16 protein-coding genes and 1 tRNA gene are annotated in these 16,095 nt (G+C 61.2%); 8 read left to right on the top strand and 9 right to left on the bottom strand.

Translation table 11 applies throughout. The features are described 5' to 3' along the window. Nucleotides 1–11: 11 nt before the first annotated feature. The 3 genes from IB248_RS15060 to IB248_RS15050 form a co-directional block, all read right to left on the bottom strand. Nucleotides 12–1,817, bottom strand: a complete 1,806-nt coding sequence (locus IB248_RS15060) for a GGDEF domain-containing protein (RefSeq protein WP_025661138.1) — start codon at nt 1,815–1,817, stop codon at nt 12–14. A gap of 137 nt (nt 1,818–1,954) precedes the next feature. Further along, nucleotides 1,955–2,197 carry a type II toxin-antitoxin system ParD family antitoxin gene (locus tag IB248_RS15055; RefSeq protein ID WP_112660907.1) on the bottom strand — a complete coding sequence of 81 codons (243 nt, stop codon included), beginning with the start codon at nt 2,195–2,197 and terminating at the stop codon, nt 1,955–1,957. A gap of 182 nt (nt 2,198–2,379) precedes the next feature. Continuing rightward, entirely contained in the window at nt 2,380–2,928 is a 549-nt protein-coding gene (locus IB248_RS15050) for an HdeD family acid-resistance protein (RefSeq protein ID WP_018858468.1), read from the bottom strand. A 142-nt stretch (nt 2,929–3,070) separates the two neighbouring features. On the opposite strand from IB248_RS15050, the gene betI reads away from it, so the two are divergent. The 3 genes from betI to betA all read left to right on the top strand — a co-directional run bounded on the left by betI (nt 3,071) and on the right by betA (nt 6,895). After that, entirely contained in the window at nt 3,071–3,670 is a 600-nt protein-coding gene (betI, locus tag IB248_RS15045; RefSeq protein ID WP_018116475.1) for a transcriptional regulator BetI, read from the top strand. Then, entirely contained in the window at nt 3,667–5,136 is a 1,470-nt protein-coding gene (gene betB / locus IB248_RS15040) for a betaine-aldehyde dehydrogenase (RefSeq protein ID WP_192241150.1), read from the top strand. Before betI ends, betB begins: the two co-directional genes overlap by 4 nt. A gap of 106 nt (nt 5,137–5,242) precedes the next feature. Beyond that, nucleotides 5,243–6,895, top strand: coding sequence for a choline dehydrogenase (betA, locus tag IB248_RS15035; RefSeq protein ID WP_192241149.1), 1,653 nt, complete (start codon nt 5,243–5,245; stop codon nt 6,893–6,895). A gap of 15 nt (nt 6,896–6,910) precedes the next feature. Here betA and IB248_RS15030 read toward each other — a convergent pair whose 3' ends face one another. The 3 genes from IB248_RS15030 to IB248_RS15020 all read right to left on the bottom strand — a co-directional run bounded on the left by IB248_RS15030 (nt 6,911) and on the right by IB248_RS15020 (nt 8,394). Further along, nucleotides 6,911–7,387: a DUF2214 domain-containing protein gene (locus IB248_RS15030; protein ID WP_192241148.1), complete on the bottom strand. Its 477-nt coding sequence runs from the start codon at nt 7,385–7,387 to the stop codon at nt 6,911–6,913. Between the two features lie 34 nt (nt 7,388–7,421). Further along, nucleotides 7,422–7,808, bottom strand: a complete 387-nt coding sequence (locus IB248_RS15025; protein ID WP_192241147.1) for a DUF6152 family protein — start codon at nt 7,806–7,808, stop codon at nt 7,422–7,424. A 139-nt stretch (nt 7,809–7,947) separates the two neighbouring features. Then, entirely contained in the window at nt 7,948–8,394 is a 447-nt protein-coding gene (locus IB248_RS15020) for an Rrf2 family transcriptional regulator (RefSeq protein WP_018858473.1), read from the bottom strand. Between the two features lie 412 nt (nt 8,395–8,806). On the opposite strand from IB248_RS15020, the gene IB248_RS15015 reads away from it, so the two are divergent. The 3 genes from IB248_RS15015 (at nt 8,807) to cysN (ending at nt 12,107) form a co-directional block, all read left to right on the top strand. Further along, the gene (locus tag IB248_RS15015; RefSeq protein ID WP_018116470.1) at nt 8,807–9,553 is read left to right on the top strand and encodes a phosphoadenylyl-sulfate reductase; all 747 of its coding nucleotides are present in this window, start codon (nt 8,807–8,809) and stop codon (nt 9,551–9,553) included. Between the two features lie 111 nt (nt 9,554–9,664). Next, nucleotides 9,665–10,618, top strand: a complete 954-nt coding sequence (gene cysD, locus IB248_RS15010) for a sulfate adenylyltransferase subunit CysD (protein WP_018116469.1) — start codon at nt 9,665–9,667, stop codon at nt 10,616–10,618. Nucleotide 10,619: 1 nt separating this feature from the next. Then, nucleotides 10,620–12,107 (top strand): sulfate adenylyltransferase subunit CysN, encoded by a 1,488-nt coding sequence (gene cysN, locus IB248_RS15005; protein WP_169683904.1) that lies wholly within the window; start codon nt 10,620–10,622, stop codon nt 12,105–12,107. A 59-nt stretch (nt 12,108–12,166) separates the two neighbouring features. On the opposite strand, the gene IB248_RS15000 is transcribed toward cysN, so the two are convergent. Beyond that, nucleotides 12,167–12,988 carry a bifunctional allantoicase/(S)-ureidoglycine aminohydrolase gene (locus IB248_RS15000; protein ID WP_018858476.1) on the bottom strand — a complete coding sequence of 274 codons (822 nt, stop codon included), beginning with the start codon at nt 12,986–12,988 and terminating at the stop codon, nt 12,167–12,169. Between the two features lie 125 nt (nt 12,989–13,113). Here IB248_RS15000 and IB248_RS14995 point away from each other — a divergent pair, with 125 nt between their 5' ends. Continuing rightward, a complete protein-coding gene (locus tag IB248_RS14995; protein WP_018116466.1) occupies nt 13,114–13,329 on the top strand; it encodes a hypothetical protein in 216 nt (71 codons plus the stop codon). Between the two features lie 145 nt (nt 13,330–13,474). Here the strand turns inward: IB248_RS14995 and IB248_RS14990 are convergent, their stop codons facing one another. Then, nucleotides 13,475–13,708 carry a hypothetical protein gene (locus IB248_RS14990; RefSeq protein ID WP_018858477.1) on the bottom strand — a complete coding sequence of 78 codons (234 nt, stop codon included), beginning with the start codon at nt 13,706–13,708 and terminating at the stop codon, nt 13,475–13,477. A gap of 1,371 nt (nt 13,709–15,079) precedes the next feature. Continuing rightward, nucleotides 15,080–15,156: transfer RNA gene (locus IB248_RS14985), tRNA-Pro, on the bottom strand. A gap of 272 nt (nt 15,157–15,428) precedes the next feature. Here IB248_RS14985 and IB248_RS14980 point away from each other — a divergent pair. Next, on the top strand, nt 15,429–15,842 hold the full coding sequence (locus IB248_RS14980; protein WP_192241146.1) for a hypothetical protein: 414 nt from the start codon (nt 15,429–15,431) through the stop codon (nt 15,840–15,842). Nucleotides 15,843–16,095 lie beyond the last annotated feature (253 nt).

Genomic DNA, 16,095 nt, shown 5'->3' with positions numbered 1-16,095 from the left:
AACGGATGGCGTCAATTCGTCTCGCCCAGGAGGTGGAAGACGAGCCCCTCCTCGCTTTCCTTAGCCTCGGCCTTAATGTGAGCAATTTCGGCGCTGACGCGATTGGTGTCGTCGATGACAAGACCTTCCGGTAGCTCCAGCACGCCGATCGAGCAGCGCATCAGCGGGAACAGTGCCTCGACGCCTGCGCGGTCATGGCCGCGAATGCTGCCAGCGGCGCGATCCGTATCGGAATAGAGGCCGAGCACATCCTCGTGAAAATCGCTGATCAGGCGGTCGAGAATTTCTGTCAGCTCTTCCTTGGCCCAGCCGCGGACGCCGATGAAGAAATCGTCGCCGCCGACATGCCCGAGGAAATGACGTTCGGCGAAAAAATAGCGGCGCATGAGGGCGGCAAAGAGCGAAATCGCGTGGTCGCCGAGATGGAAGCCATAGGCATCGTTGAACGGCTTGAAGTTGTCGAAATCACAGTAGCAGAAGTGACGCTTCTCGTCGCCATCGAGGCTGGACTCGCGCATGAAGTCGCGGATCGCCCTATTGCCCGGCAGTCCGGTCAGAGGGTTCTGGTCCTGGGCCGTCTTCAGCTTCTTCTCATTCATGACCTTGATGAGCGAGGCGGCTGACACGACACCCGCATAGCGCATGTTGTCGGTCAAAAGCAGGCAGTTCGTGCCTTCCATGTTGGCGAAGATCGCCATTAGCTGTTCGGTATCGGAATCAAGCCCGACGATCGGCGCCATCTCGACAAAGTGGGAGATCGTTCGCTCGTAGACCTTGTTCTTCAGGAGGTCGCGACCGAAAGGCTGGTAGATGTATTCCTTCAGATGGCGTTCGTGCAGGATACCGCGCGGCTCGCCGTTCGCATTCAGCACCGGGAAAAACGCCTGCTGCGGATTGCGGCGGAACAGCTCGAAGACACTGTCGATCGTGTCGTTTTCATAGACTGTCGGCAGCATCTCGATCTGCTTGCGGATCAGGATCTCGTCGAGCGATTGCGGATTTCGCTTGCTCTTGCCGAGGTCCAACAGGTGCGGAAACGACGGCTGCAACTCGGTGACATGGGTGGTCGGGCGGGAGACGAACCAGCCTTGGACGAGATCGACGCCGAACTCGCGGCAGGCGACGAATTCCGCCTCCGTCTCGATGCCCTCGGCGATGACGCGAGTGCCGAGCACATGGGCGATGTGGACGATGTTTTTCAGAAGATGGCGTTTGCGCGGGCTGCTGTCGATGTCGGCGATGAAATGGCGGTCGATCTTCAGGTAATCGACCGGGTGGTCGCAGAGCAGCTTCATCTCGCCGTGGCCGACACCGAAATCGTCGATCGCGAGCTTGAAGCCGGCCTTGCGGAGAAGCGATACGAGCGCCGCAAATTCGGGCACGCTAGTATTGTCGAAGCGTTCGGAAAACTCGAAACAGATGGAAGACGGAGGAATATTGGCGAGCTTCAGGTGCTGCAGCAGGCCTTCCACCAGGCGCTCACCATGCGGGATCAGCCGAACATCGAGATTGAGGAACAGTGTCGAACTGGAAAAGTGCGGCAGCGTTGCGAACTTCGCAAGCGCACGGCTTGCCACCATCTGCTCCAGTTGCAGAAGCTGCTGGTTCTTGTGAGCCTCGTCGAGGATTTCGATCGGGGAGTTGAAGCCGATGCGTTCCTGCCCGCGCATCAGCGATTCATAGCCGAACGCCACTCCCGTCCCTGCTTCCACGATGGGCTGGAACGCGTTCTCGATGACGAGTTTCGCAAGGGTCACGATCTGATCGCTGGCGTAGCGACGAACAAGCGCCGGATCGACGGTGGCAGCCAAAGACATGCCAATCTCCACTGTGTCTTATTGTTTTGCGCAGGGAAACTGGCGGAGAAGGATCAACGAACCCTTTCCCGAATATGAAACTTTTGTGAAACCACGTCCATTTTCGATCGAATTTTATCGATCAATCAATGGCTTGGTCAGGCTGTATGCCTGTTCTCAGCCTCATGATCGGCGAACATGTCAGCGACACATTTGCCACCCCGGGAGACGCCGCTCTGATCGAAGGCGCCTTCGGGGCATCCGCCGAGTTTGCGGGCGGCCTCCCACATGCGCAGGGCCTCGCGCACAACCTCGCTGCTTGACGCATAGGTGCCATTGTCGACAGCGGCGCGGATATCCGCAGCCTGCAGCGGCGAAATGGATACGGTAACCATCGGCATGAGATTCCTCCCTTTGCCTCGTCGGACAGTGCCTGTCCTCTGGGAGACGGATTAACCCGTCCACGGCATTGCCGACGCCGCCGCCTCGGCTGCCTCTTATTGGGCGAAATTTTAGACCCCACTCACATACTTGTCAAAAAGGAAACAGTCCGTGATGTCTGCCTGTGAATTGCGGGCATAAGTCAGCGACGGACCGCAAGACCGAAAGCGAGCATCGACCAACCCTGCAGCAGAAGGTCACAGGCGAGGAAAAGTCCCAGGATCCAAAGGCTGTTGACCGGCCATCCGAGCGCAATAACCACGCCAGCCAGCGCCGTGATGATACCGCTCACAAGGACCCAGCCCCATCCTTTCACGGGGCGCATGCGCCAGCCGACCCAGATTCGGAACACGCCAGCAACGAGCAAGGCGATCGCCAGAAACAGCGTCAACACGGCCGATGCCAGAAGGGGATTCTCGAAGGCAAAGAAACCGGCCAGCAGATAGAGAACGCCGCTCAAGGCCCAAACCAGCGCCTGCTCCCAGCTTCTCACCTGAAAGGCGTGGATCAGGTAGACCACGCCGCCGACCAGCATCAGGATTCCGACATAGTAGACGGAGACAACGGTTGCGAGCGCGACGTTTGCCAACGCGATAAAGCCGCAGACGATCAGCAGCACGCCAAGTGCCGCGAACCAACCCCATTTCGATTGCAGCGACGAAAAACCCAGTCGATCAGAAATATCTGCCATGGCACACCTCCTGGTTGGTAAAAGAATATGCCGCAAAATCGCGGAATTGGAAGAGGTTAGCCTTCCGGAAGTGTTGCCAGATTTTTATTGATTGATCAGTCAATCAAAATTATGCTGGATGGCATCTTCATGGAGTGATGCGATGCCCAAGGTCGGAATGGAGCCGGTTCGCCGCAAGGCGCTTGTCGATGCCGCGCTGCGCGTGATCGGCGATCACGGCTCGCTGACTGTCACCATGTCCGAAATTGCCCGGCAGGCCGGTGTGTCGCCGGCGCTGGCGCATCATTACTTCGGCAGCAAGGAACAACTGCTGATCGAGACTGTCCGCTCTCTCCTCAAGCAGCTGCGCGACGACGTCGTGACTGCGCTGAAGGCGGTTGACGCACCGCGCGAGAAGCTCTCCGCCGTCATCCGCGTCAGCTTCCAGGCAGACCAGTTCGCGCCGGCAACAATCGCCGCCTGGCTCGCCTTCTACGCCGAGGCGCAGCGCTCCGAGGAAACCCGGCGCTTCCTTGTCATCTATGCCCGCCGTCTGCAGTCGAACCTCATCGCCAACCTGAAAGCGCTCTGCCCTTACGATGCCGCAGAACGCATTGCCGAAGGCGCGGCTGCGATGATCGACGGGCTCTACATCCGCCAAAGTCTGAGGTCGGCGCCTGTCAGCATCGAGGCATCGATCGCGCTTACCGAAGACTATATCAATTCACAGCTTGCCGCCCTTGCGAAAGGACAGATCCAGTGACCCTCAGAGCCCAGCCGAAAGCCTCCCATTTCATCGACGGCGAATATGTCGAGGATGACGCGGGCAGCGTCATCGAAAGCATCTATCCGGCGACCGGCGAAGTCATCGCCCGGCTGCACGCGGCAACCCCTGCTATCGTCGAAAAGGCGATCGCATCGGCCAAGCGCGCCCAGCCGGAATGGGCTGCGATGAGCCCGACGGCGCGCGGCCGTATCCTGAAGCGCGCCGCTGACCTCATTCGCGAACGCAATCGCGAGCTGTCCGAACTGGAGACGCTGGATACTGGTAAGCCGATCCAGGAAACGATCGTCGCCGACCCGACATCAGGCGCCGACAGCTTCGAGTTCTTCGGCGGCATTGCAGCTGCCGGCCTCAATGGCTCCTACATCCCGCTCGGTGGCGATTTCGCCTACACCAAGCGTGTACCGCTTGGCGTCTGCGTGGGCATCGGCGCCTGGAACTATCCGCAGCAGATCGCCTGCTGGAAGGGTGCACCGGCGCTCGCCGCCGGCAATGCCATGGTCTTCAAGCCGTCGGAAAACACACCGCTTGGGGCCCTTGCCATTGCCGAGATCCTTCATGAGGCGGGCCTGCCGAAGGGGCTCTACAATGTCATCCAGGGGGATCGCGAGACGGGACCGCTGCTGGTCAACCATCCTGATGTCGCCAAGGTGTCGCTGACGGGCTCGGTTCCGACCGGCCGCAAGGTCGCCGCGGCCGCTGCCGGCAGCCTCAAGCACGTCACCATGGAGCTCGGCGGCAAGTCGCCTCTAATCGTCTTCGACGATGCCAATATCGACAGCGCCGTCGGCGGCGCCATGCTCGGCAACTTCTATTCGACCGGCCAGGTCTGCTCGAACGGCACACGCGTCTTCGTGCAGCGGAAGATCAAGGCGGAATTCCTCAAGCGGTTGAAAGCCCGCACCGAGGCGATCGCCATCGGCGATCCGATGGACGAGGCGACGCAACTCGGGCCGATGGTGTCCTGGGCGCAGCGCGACAAGGTTCTCTCCTACATCGAGAAGGGCAAGGCCGAGGGTGCGACCCTCGTCACCGGTGGCGGCATCCCCAACAACGTCTCCGGCGAAGGCTACTACGTGCAGCCGACGGTCTTTGCCGACGTCACCGACGAGATGACGATCGCCCGCGAGGAGATCTTCGGCCCCGTCATGTGCGTGCTTGACTTCGACGACGAGGCCGAGGTGATCGCTCGCGGCAATGCGACGGAATTCGGCCTCTCCGCCGGCGTCTTCACATCAGACCTGACGCGCGCCCATCGCGTCGTCGACCAGCTCGAGGCGGGCACGCTGTGGATCAACACCTACAATCTCTGCCCTGTCGAAATCCCGTTCGGCGGCTCCAAGCAATCCGGCTTCGGACGCGAAAATTCGCTGGCCGCGCTGGAGCACTATTCGGAGCTGAAGACGGTTTATGTCGGCATGGGGCCGGTGCAGGCGCCCTATTGAGGCAGCAGGCGGCCGGTCCCGGCAGGTAGCATTCAATTTCGCTTCGTCCCGATCGGCTCTCCAGCGGGCCCGAGGACGAGGTGGTGAATCGGAAAAGAAGCACATCATGCAGCAGGCAGATTTCGTCATCATCGGCTCCGGCTCGGCGGGCTCGGCGCTTGCCTACCGGCTTTCGGAAGAAGGCAAGAATACCGTCATCGTCATCGAGGCGGGCGGCTCCGACTTCGGGCCGTTCATCCAGATGCCGGCCGCCCTTGCCTGGCCGATGAGCATGAAGCGCTACAACTGGGGCTATCTCTCCGAGCCGGAGCCGAACCTGAACAACCGGCGGATCACCGCGCCGCGCGGCAAGGTGATCGGCGGCTCCTCCTCGATCAACGGCATGGTCTATGTGCGCGGCCACGCCGAGGACTATAACCGCTGGGAAGAGCTCGGCGCGCAAGGCTGGGCCTATGCCGACGTCCTCCCCTACTTCAAGCGGATGGAGCACAGCCACGGCGGCGAGGAAGGCTGGCGCGGCAAGGACGGACCGCTGCACGTCCAGCGCGGTGTCTTCCGCAACCCGCTGTTTCGCGCCTTCATCGAGGCCGGCAAGCAGGCAGGCTTCGAGGCGACCGAGGACTACAACGGCTCGAAGCAGGAAGGCTTCGGACTGATGGAGCAGACGATTTTCGGCGGTCGCCGCTGGTCGGCCGCGTCAGCCTATCTGAAACCGGCGCTGAAACGACCGAACGTGGAGGTCGTCTACGGCCACGCCCACAAGGTGGTGATCGAGAACGGCCGGGCAACCGGCGTCGAAATCGAGCGGGGCGGCAAGATCGAGATCGTCAAGGCGAACCGCGAGGTCATTGTCTCGGCCTCCTCCTTCAATTCGCCGAAGCTCCTGATGCTGTCGGGCATCGGGCCCGGCGCGCATCTGCAGGAAATGGGGATCGAGGTAAAGGCAGACCGGCCGGGCGTCGGCGCCAACCTGCAGGACCACATGGAATTCTATTTCCAACAGGTTAGCACCAAGCCGGTTTCACTCTATTCCTGGCTGCCCTGGTTCTGGCAGGGGGTCGCGGGCGCGCAATGGATGTTCACCAAGTCGGGGCTTGGCACCTCGAACCAGTTCGAGGCCTGCGCCTTCCTGCGCTCGGCGGCTGGCGTCAAGCAGCCCGATATCCAGTACCACTTCCTGCCGGTCGCGATCAGCTATGACGGCAAGGCGGCGGCCAAGAGCCACGGCTTCCAGGTGCATGTCGGCTACAACCTGTCGAAGTCGCGCGGCAACGTCACGCTCGGCTCCTCGGACCCGAAGACCGATCCTGTCATTCGCTTCAACTACATGAGCCATCCCGAGGACTGGGAAAAATTCCGCCATTGCGTGCGGCTGACCCGCGAGATCTTCGGCCAGAAGGCCTTCGACCAGTATCGCGGCCCGGAGATCCAGCCGGGCGAGGCCGTCCAGACCGACGAACAGATCGACGCCTTCCTGCGCGAGCACCTGGAAAGCGCCTATCACCCCTGCGGCACCTGCAAGATGGGCGCGAAAACCGACCCGATGGCGGTCGTAGATCCCGAAACGCGCGTCATCGGCGTCGACGGGCTGCGCGTCGCGGACAGCTCGATCTTCCCGCACGTCACCTACGGCAATCTCAACGGCCCGTCGATCATGACCGGCGAGAAGGCTGCCGACCATATCCTCGGCAAGCAGCCGCTGCCGCGCTCCAACCAGGAGCCGTGGATCAATCCGCGCTGGGAAACGAGCGATCGGTAAATCTGCCGATCGCCATCAGACAAAGCCGATCCAGCGGCCGGCAAGGAGCGCGGATATCCATACGGCCGCGGAAAGGCCCGCCTGCAGGCGCAAGCTGAACGCAAGCGCAGAGCCTGACACGGCCCGCCGCCAGGCAGCCTGGGCATGGACCACGGCCGCGTTCACGATGCCGAGCACCAGCAGCCCCAGCTTTGCGAGGAAGGCCAGATTTCCGGCGTATTCCACCGGCTTGACGCTGAAAAGGGCAAAGCCGGTGATAGCAGCTCCCACGAGCCCGACAGCCGCGGCCCGCGACAGGAACGGGCCAAGCACCGCCAGCGGCACCGAGCCGAAGCAGCCCATCAGCCGCAGATCCAGCGGCAGGATCGCCCCGATCAGCAGGCCGATCGAAAGGATATGGGCGGCGTTGACGGCCATGTAGACAAGCGCCGAGCGCCGCAGCCCTGACGACAGCGGGGTTGCGGCGAGCCATTCCAGGAACTCGATCGCCATCGCCTAGAGCCTTTCGGGGTTAAATTGAAAGGTTCTAGTTCGTCTGGATCCGTTCCGGATAGATGTCGTAGCGCTTGTCGGCGACCGTGATGCGCACGGCCTTCATCCGTTTCTCGTCGGCCTTCAGCGAACGGTTTCCGAGGACGACAATCGGATCCCCCTTCTTCGCGGAGCCTTCGACAAAGCCCGAGCGTGCGGTCTGCCTGGGATTGCCGAGTTCGACGATCCAGACGCCGTCGGCGGCGGTCGCAACGTCGAGCGTCGGGTGCGGCCCACCCATCGTGACCTTTTCGATCGTGCCATGCAATTCCGTCTGCTCTCCCTCGGCCCACGACCAGCCGTGGTGCGCCGCGGCTCCCGACGCCAAGGTCAGCGCGAGGACCGCACCAATTGCCATTCGTTTCGAGTTCATGAGACGCATGTTCGTTTCTCCCTACCTCAGGACAGGGGCGAATTGGCGTAGCACCAAGCAATGGAAAGCTATCTCACCGAATCTTGAAGCGACCTTTATCCGCCTGATGGTCTCAAGCAACATGCAGCAGCATGGACGATGATTAGGCCTAGGCGAGTAAACGGGTGACTTCCGCGACCTTTGCCGGCGCGACAGCATCTGCGATCGTCGTGGAGAACAGCACCTTGCGGGTCGCATCCGCCACCTTGGCGAAAACATGGCGGATCTCGCAGTTCTGCTCTCCATCGCAATCATCGCATTTGCGATAAGCGGTGATCGAGAGGCAGGGAAGCGGTGCGATCGGCCCGTCGATGATGCGCAGCACCTCGCCGAAGGTGATCATGTCGGCCGGCTTCAGCAGCAGATACCCGCCCGTCTTGCCGCGGCGACTGACGACGATGCCCTGGTGCTTCAGGTCGAGAAGGATCTGTTCAAGGAACTTCTTTGGGATCTTCTGCTGCGCCGCAATGTCTGAGATCATCACCGGCTCGCCGTCATCGGCTGCCGCCAATACCGTCAGCGCCCTCAGCGCATATTTTGCCTTTTGCGTAATCATTTTTGACCGTCGACACACACATGGCGGGCGGAATCACAGACCCGCCGCAAGCAGGATCCTGTCTCTATGGCATGCGCAGCATGAACGGAATTTGAACAAGCCGGCGAAACCCTTGAGAGACAAGGTTTTTGGCCTTGTTTTTTCACCCTCGGCCAATACTGCAAATCTACGTCAAAATGCACTTGCGATGTCATCAATTCACATTTCCGATTGACAGGCAACGTGTTACTCTACTAAATCAATAGACAATTGGGCTCACCGTCGACAAACCATCGCGGTGCGGCTGCTTTTCCGCATTGCAGCGGCCGGGGAGAGATATTTGCTCCTATCGCGCCTGCTTTCGAAATCCGTTTTTCTGTCCGATCCAAGCCCGACCTGCGATACTCCGGCCAACATCAAGGACAGGATCCCCATGACTGTTGCTGCCAATCCGAACGCTGAAGCGGAAACGCTGAACGCGAACCTCGCGAGCCTTGACCTTGCGGAGCGTCTGTCGCTCGTCGCCGGCCTTGGCGGCCGCGTCGTCTTCACCACCTCCCTCGGCATCGAGGACCAAGTCATCACCGCCGAAATCGGCAACCACCGCCTTCCGATCGACGTCGTGACGCTGCAGACCGGACGGTTGTTTCCGGAAACGCTGGCGCTGATCGACGAGACCGAGAAGCAATACGATCTTCACATCAGCCGTTACGAGCCCGAACAGGCAGATATCGATGCCTATGCCGCCAAGTACGGCCTCAACGGCTTCTATGAGAGCGTCGAAGCCAGGCATGCCTGTTGTGGCGTGCGCAAGTTGAAGCCGCTTGCGCGAGCCCTGGCAGGGGCGACGATCTGGATCACCGGCCTGCGCCGTGGCCAATCGGCCAACCGCGCTGAGACGCCGTTTGCGGAATATGACGCGGAGCGTCATCTCCTGAAGGTGAACCCGCTCGCCGACTGGGACCTCGACGTTATCAAGGCCTATGTCGCCGACAACGGCGTGCCGATCAATCCGCTGCACGCCCGCGGCTATCCCTCGATCGGCTGCGAACCCTGCACCCGGGCGATCAAGCCGGGCGAGCCGGAACGCGCCGGCCGCTGGTGGTGGGAACAGGACGAAAAGCGCGAATGCGGCCTGCACGTGGCTGAAGAGGCCTCGGCGATTGCCGCACAACAGTAACCCGTCGACTTCGGGATCGGAGCGCGGCCCGTCGCCTGCGCTCCTCGAAGTCTGAAATGCACCCATTCCGGATGCCTCCCTTCCGAGAATGATTGAAGCCTGGAGTCAGAAATGCCCGATAGCCGTCCGGATACGGAACTCAACAATCCCCGGAGCGCGAAGCCGCCGCTCGACCCGCATTTGAAGGCTCTCGAAAACGAAGCGATCCACATTTTCCGTGAGGTCGCCGCCGAATTCGAGCGTCCCGTCATGCTCTACTCGATCGGCAAGGATTCGTCGGTCCTGCTGCATCTGGCCCGTAAGGCCTTCTACCCCGGTCGCGTCCCCTTCCCGCTGCTGCATGTCAACACCGGCTGGAAATTCCGCGAGATGATTGCCTTTCGCGATGAAACCGCGAAGAAATACGACCTCGACCTGATCGAGCACATCAATCCGCGCGGTGCGGCCGAAAACATCACGCCGTTCACGCATGGCTCGGCCGCCTTTACCGACATCATGAAGACCGAAGGGCTGCGCCAGGCCCTCGACGCCGGCCAATTCGATGCCGCCTTCGGTGGCGCGCGCCGCGACGAGGAAGCCAGCCGCGCCAAGGAACGCATCTATTCCTTCCGCACACCTGACCATCGCTGGGATCCGCGCAACCAGCGCCCGGAACTCTGGAACATCTATAATGGCCAGATCCGCAAGGGCGAAAGCGTTCGCGTCTTCCCGCTGTCAAACTGGACCGAAGTCGATATCTGGCGCTACATCCAGGCCGAAGACATTCCGCTCGTGCCGCTCTACTACGCCAAGAAGCGCCCCTATGTTGAGCGCGACGGCATGATGATCCTTGCCGAAGATCCGCGGCTGGAACTGTTGCCCGGCGAAGTGCGCCAGGAAGGCATGATCCGTTTCCGCACCCTGGGCGATTTTCCGCTGACAGGCGCCATCCCATCGAAGGCGACCACGCTCGAAGAGGTGATTGCCGAACTCGAAATTGCCACTGTCTCCGAACGACAGGGCCGCGCCATCGACCGCGACCAGTCCGGTTCCATGGAAAAGAAGAAGCGTGAAGGATATTTCTGAGATGACCGCAGCCGTAACCGCCGCACACGCCCTTGCCGTGCCCGCCGCAGATCCTGCGACGGCAACGCGCGACTCGCGACCGCTGCGCCTCATCACATGCGGCAGCGTCGATGATGGCAAGTCCACCCTGATCGGCCGCCTGCTCTGGGATACCAAGGCCGTCAAGGAAGACCAGGCCGCCACGCTGCAGCGCGATTCCACCGGCAAGCAGAACGATCTCGGCCTGCCCGACTTCGCACTGCTGCTCGACGGCCTGCAGGCCGAGCGCGAACAGGGCATCACCATCGATGTCGCCTATCGCTACTTCTCGACCGACAAGCGCTCCTTCATCGTTGCCGACACGCCCGGCCACGAGCAGTACACCCGCAACATGGCAACCGGCGCCTCCACCGCCGATCTCGCCGTGCTCCTGGTCGACGCGCGCGCCGGCATTCTGGAGCAGACGCGTCGCCACGCAACGATCGCCTCGCTGCTCGGCATCAAGCAGTTCGTGCTTGCCATCAACAAGATCGACCTGACGAACTACGATCGCGCCGGCTTCGAGAAGATTACGCACGAGTTCCGCGAATTCGCGCTGTCGCTCGGCGTCAAGCAGATCACCGCGATCCCGATGTCGGCCCTGAAGGGCGAGAACGTCGTTTATTCCGGCGAGGCATCGATGCCGTGGTACGCCGGCCCGACGCTGGTCGAGACGCTCGAGCTTGCGACCGTCCGCTCCTCGCAGGCGACAGGCTTCCGCTTCTCGGTGCAGCGCGTCTCGCGTCCGGGGGAAAGCTTCCGCGGCTACCAGGGCACCGTTGCCGGCGGTTCCGTCAAGCCGGGTGATAGCGTCATGATCCTGCCCTCGGGTATGATCGCCAACGTTTCCAAGATCGTCACCTTCGATCTCGTGCGCAACGCCGCCGTTGCCGGTGATGCGATCACGCTGGTTCTCGACCGGCAGGTCGACGTTGCACGCGGCGACATGATCGTCTCGATCGACAGCCAGCCGCAGGTGGGCATCTCCTTCGACGCGCAGATCGTCGCGCTGCAGCCGGAGGGTATCGAAGCCGGCAAGCGCTATTGGCTGAAGAGCGGCAGCCGTCGCCAGCGCGTACAGGTGCAGCCGGTGGCGCAGCTCGAGCTGAAGACCGGCGCCTGGGCCCCGGTCGATACGCTCTACATGAATGCGATCGGCAAGGTGCGCCTCGCCTTCGACGAACAGGCGATCTTCGACCCCTACGAGCAGAACCGGGCGACCGGCTCCTTCATCCTGATCGACCCCGACACCAACAACACGGTGGCCGGCGGCATGGTCAGCGGAAAGCGGAGCGAGCTCGGCGGCATCCACGGCGGCGATGCCCGCGTGATCCTGTCGCTGCCGGCCGACCTCGCCGACCAGATCATGGCGAGCGAACTCTTCGCCAACCGCCGCCATGAGGCGGAGGTGCGGCGCATGACCGCCGCTGAGGCGGCCGACCTCTGGTCGAACGCGGCAAGCGACATCTAGGCAAACGAAAACGGGGCCACATCGGCCCCGTTTCTCATTCTAAACTCGCCGCGTGACCCCTACCACAGTGGCATGTGGCGATTGACGTCCTTGTAGAGCAGGTAGCGGAAGCGTCCGGGACCGCCGGCATAGCAGGCCTGCGGGCAGAAGGCGCGCAGCCACATGAAGTCACCGGCTTCGACTTCGACCCAATCCTTGTTGAGACGATAGACGGCCCTGCCCTCGAGCACGTAGAGGCCGTGCTCCATCACGTGCGTTTCCATGAACGGGATCACGCCGCCGGGCTCGAAGGTGACGATGGTGACGTGCATGTCGTAGCGAAGATCGGCCGGGGCGATGAAGCGCGTCGTGGCCCAGGCGCCGTCCGTATCCGGCATCGGCTGCGGCGGGTGATTTTCCTCATGCGTGAAGATCGCCGGCGGCGGCTCCTGCCCCTCGACCTCTTGGAACGCCTTGCGGATCCAGTGAAACTTCACGGGTGCAGCACTCTTGTTCCACAGCGCCCAACGGGAGCCGGCGGGCAGGAAGGCGAAGGAGCCGGGGCGCATTTGGTGTGCCTTTCCGTCGAACTCGACGGTCATCTCACCGTCGACGACGAAGAGCACGCCTTCGGCGCGCTTCTCCGGTTCCGGCCGGTCGCTGCCGCCACCCGGCTGCACTTCCATGATGTACTGCGAGAACGTCTCGGAAAAACCGGTCAGCGGGCGGGAGATCACCCAGGCACGTGTCCCTTCCCAGTGCGGGAAGTAGCTGGTGACGATGTCAGTCATGACGCTGCGGGGGATGACGGCATAGGCCGTCGTGAATACCGCCTTGCTGGAGAGGAGTTCGGTCTGCGGCGGCAGGCCGCCCATGCTGGAGTAGAAGTTCGAGCTGCTCATTGGTTCACTTTTCACGGGCCGGGATTGTCAATCTGGTTTAAGCGCCGCATCTCTTCTAGGCAACCTTTAGATTGCCGTCGCCGCGGCAGACTGTCCGCGGTGCCTCGCTAGCTCAGGAGGGATCGATGAGTCTGGAAAAACTTCGGGAAGACTATGTTCAGAGGGTCAAGGAATACGAGGACAATCTCAAATCCATGTCCGAGAACGACGTCAAACACTTCCGCGCGGAGGGTGGCGGGCCGCTCTCCGATATCACCGAGCAGATCCGCAACGAGTATTATCGGCATATCGAGACCTATGCGACCCTGATTGCCGAAATCGATGCCATTCTCGGAGCTTAGCGCGCTCGAAGCCGGAACAGCCGCTGCACCAGCGGTGCCGGATCGAAGCAAAGGGGGCTGTGCGTCCGTAGCCGGGCCCGAGGGTCGGGGACCCTGGCCACTACGGGTGCTGCATCCGATTGCTGAAATGATTGGGCAAGCCGTCTTAAGCGATCCTGGCAAGCCTGACATCGGTGTCATCGGCCAAGATCTCAGCCTGCGCGACGGACACGTTTGCCGACGCCATCAACAGCAGGCACAGGCCGACCGCGCGCGGTACTTCGGTTTCACCCGACGCCCAGCGACGTGTCGTCGTCTGATCGACACCAAAGAGCTTTTGGACACCAGCGGCGCTCAGTCCCGTGACGGCAACCGCAGCTTTGTATTCTGAGGTCTTCATGCACTGTTCCCCGCCCGCCGAAGCGCGCTTGTCTGATATATCTTTATGTGAAGCTGCGTACTTTAGTTCTCGCTTATTTTTATGGATACCGAAATACGACATCTAAGCCTCCGTTTGCGACAGCGACGCCGATGCGACCTTTCGGCTGAATGTTCCAGAGGCTGTAGTTGTGTTGTTCACAGCAAGGAAGCTAAATGGCGGCGTAAGAAAAAAGCCCGCCTCCGCGGCTTTTCGGCTGGACATCGAAAACCTCCCGCCCGACCCGGCCCTTAGTGACAGCCAAGTCAATTCCTTTTGATGGCGGATCCGGTGTTTGCCGTAGACCGCTCTAGGACTCCCAGGCTCGTCCCGAGAAATCCCGAGATATCGTGGATCTTCACGAGCCGTAAATTTACTGTTGCGTACTTAACCGTTGGTCTCGTTTGTGGTCCGCTCCACCCAGAAGACATGTTCTCTACCGACTATTGCGGCTACTGTTCCAGGCACCCGCTTGACCGCGGATGGCAAAGCGATGGTCTTCAGAGGCTCGTTTCAAGGAGGATTTCGTGAAAAGGATAGTCGGCCTTGCGGCCAGGCCTTGCGGCCGTCTTTTGCTCGTTTTCTATTTTTGCTTTCGCCGCCGCGCCCAGTGATATCGCCGATCTCGTCGGTACTCGCGCGACGGACGCTGCGTCCAAGATGCAAGCCCGTGGCTACCGACACGTCAGGAGCAGCACTTGGTGGAACGACAAGACGGGCACGTGTGTCGATGTACGCGTGTCGTTTGGCCGCTACTCGCGTATCGATCAATTGAAGCCGTCTGCATGCGGCGAAGCTTCCGCCGGATCGCCGGACTTGAGCAACGTTCCGGCTCGCGCTTTGCGCGCGTGCAGCCGACGGGCCGATCGATATCAGAGCCCTCGAGGGGGAACGAACGTCGTCAAGGCAGCCGAGCGGACCGGTCCCACCTGGCTTCTGACGATCGCCACCCGACATTACACTCTAGAATGCACAGTTACGGCTTCCGGACGCGTAATTCGGATGGACACGAAGTAAAGAGCCAAGATCCACTGGAGATGCACCCCACATTTCCACAGCTCGTACAGCGGAGCTTCGGCATCAGCGTTTCAATTATCACTCGTCCCCAAATCGCCGCCCAATCTCCCACCTGTCCAGCCAACAGAGATGACGGCATTTCGAGTTGCTCTTTCCGCGAGTCGGCGGCGGCGCGTTTGTCTTCGCCGTCGGCTTAAGCGAACCACAGTCGAGAATTTGTAGCCGCCGACGGCTTTCCGACGGATTGGAATTCCAATCAATTGCTGAATCTGTCGGTGAGGTTTTTGTGCGTCCATTGGCACAAATGAAAAACCCCTGCAGAGCAGGGGTTTCGGCTGGTCGGAGTGGAGTGATTCGAACACTCGACCCCCACGTCCCGAACGTGGTGCGCTACCAGACTGCGCTACACTCCGTGACCAGCGGCGCCTCTATAGACCGGCCCATCTCGTTGCGCAAGCACCAAAATTCAAAAGCCGGCGCATTTTTTGCCGACAGGGCCGGCGCACCTCCTGAGAGCACTAAGTGGAGCAAAATGACACACTTGCGGCAAATTTTGCGATTGCCAAGGCGGGCCGATTTTCTTTTGCCGGGTTCCGCGTTAAAGCCCTCGGCGGGACAAGCGGAAACCGCTGCAGACCAGCGATTCCCGCCGTCGAATGCGCGACAACTTTTCAAGGACGATAGAATGAAACTCCGCACCTTTGCCGCGGCTGGGCTTGCCATTTCGCTTGCCGGCTGCACGACGATTCCGACCTCCGCAGATCCGATCTCCAGCCGCTGGGTTGGCCAGTCGGCCGGCAAGTTCTTTGCCGCATTCGGCCCGCCGATCAACGATGTCGAGAACGGCTCCAGCGTCACCTACACCTGGAAGGGCGGCTACAAGACGGTTCGCACCCCGGCGAAATACGCAGAAGGCGCGGATGGCAAGCGCGGCAAGCAGATCGCGGCTGCCCGCACGCAATACCTGCGCTGCCAGGCGGAAATCGTCACCAGCTCCGACTACACGATCCGCAGCATCCGCGTCGTCGGCGACATCCCGGGCGTGAACGGCCCGTCCTATTGCGCCGAGTTCCTGGCGCCGGCACAACCCGCGCAGTAAGAAACGGCAGAGCGAGCGTTTGGAAGGCGGCCCATTGGTCGCCTTTCTTCTATGTCGAGTATTCTGAGTTGCTACGCGGCCTCCGTTCGCGGCTGACACCGCGGCAAAAGACTTCATCATTGCTGGTGTCCTTCCCGAGAGAGGGGTGACAGTTCATACCGGAGACATGGGTTACACTTTTGGCCTTTGCGAGGAGAGCGAAGGTGCCTTTGCAGGAGTGCAACCGCATGGACGAGCGTCTCAAATTCGTTGC

It is taken from the genome of Rhizobium sp. RHZ01 (genome assembly GCF_014851595.1).
GTDB classification, from domain to species: domain Bacteria; phylum Pseudomonadota; class Alphaproteobacteria; order Rhizobiales; family Rhizobiaceae; genus Rhizobium; species Rhizobium altiplani.
The sequence above is the reverse complement of the archived record's forward strand: the minus strand, read 5'-3'. Positions and strand labels throughout refer to the sequence as shown.

Coding starts and splice junctions, on each gene's coding strand:
- IB248_RS15060 (WP_025661138.1), bottom strand. CDS start 1,817: ATGTCTTTGGCTGCCACCGTCGATCCGGCGCTTGTTCGTCGCTACGCC.
- IB248_RS15055 (WP_112660907.1), bottom strand. CDS start 2,197: ATGCCGATGGTTACCGTATCCATTTCGCCGCTGCAGGCTGCGGATATC.
- IB248_RS15050 (WP_018858468.1), bottom strand. CDS start 2,928: ATGGCAGATATTTCTGATCGACTGGGTTTTTCGTCGCTGCAATCGAAA.
- betI (WP_018116475.1), top strand. CDS start 3,071: ATGCCCAAGGTCGGAATGGAGCCGGTTCGCCGCAAGGCGCTTGTCGAT.
- betA (WP_192241149.1), top strand. CDS start 5,243: ATGCAGCAGGCAGATTTCGTCATCATCGGCTCCGGCTCGGCGGGCTCG.
- IB248_RS15030 (WP_192241148.1), bottom strand. CDS start 7,387: ATGGCGATCGAGTTCCTGGAATGGCTCGCCGCAACCCCGCTGTCGTCA.
- IB248_RS15025 (WP_192241147.1), bottom strand. CDS start 7,808: ATGCGTCTCATGAACTCGAAACGAATGGCAATTGGTGCGGTCCTCGCG.
- IB248_RS15020 (WP_018858473.1), bottom strand. CDS start 8,394: ATGATTACGCAAAAGGCAAAATATGCGCTGAGGGCGCTGACGGTATTG.
- IB248_RS15015 (WP_018116470.1), top strand. CDS start 8,807: ATGACTGTTGCTGCCAATCCGAACGCTGAAGCGGAAACGCTGAACGCG.
- cysD (WP_018116469.1), top strand. CDS start 9,665: ATGCCCGATAGCCGTCCGGATACGGAACTCAACAATCCCCGGAGCGCG.
- cysN (WP_169683904.1), top strand. CDS start 10,620: ATGACCGCAGCCGTAACCGCCGCACACGCCCTTGCCGTGCCCGCCGCA.
- IB248_RS15000 (WP_018858476.1), bottom strand. CDS start 12,988: ATGAGCAGCTCGAACTTCTACTCCAGCATGGGCGGCCTGCCGCCGCAG.
- IB248_RS14995 (WP_018116466.1), top strand. CDS start 13,114: ATGAGTCTGGAAAAACTTCGGGAAGACTATGTTCAGAGGGTCAAGGAA.
- IB248_RS14990 (WP_018858477.1), bottom strand. CDS start 13,708: ATGAAGACCTCAGAATACAAAGCTGCGGTTGCCGTCACGGGACTGAGC.
- IB248_RS14980 (WP_192241146.1), top strand. CDS start 15,429: ATGAAACTCCGCACCTTTGCCGCGGCTGGGCTTGCCATTTCGCTTGCC.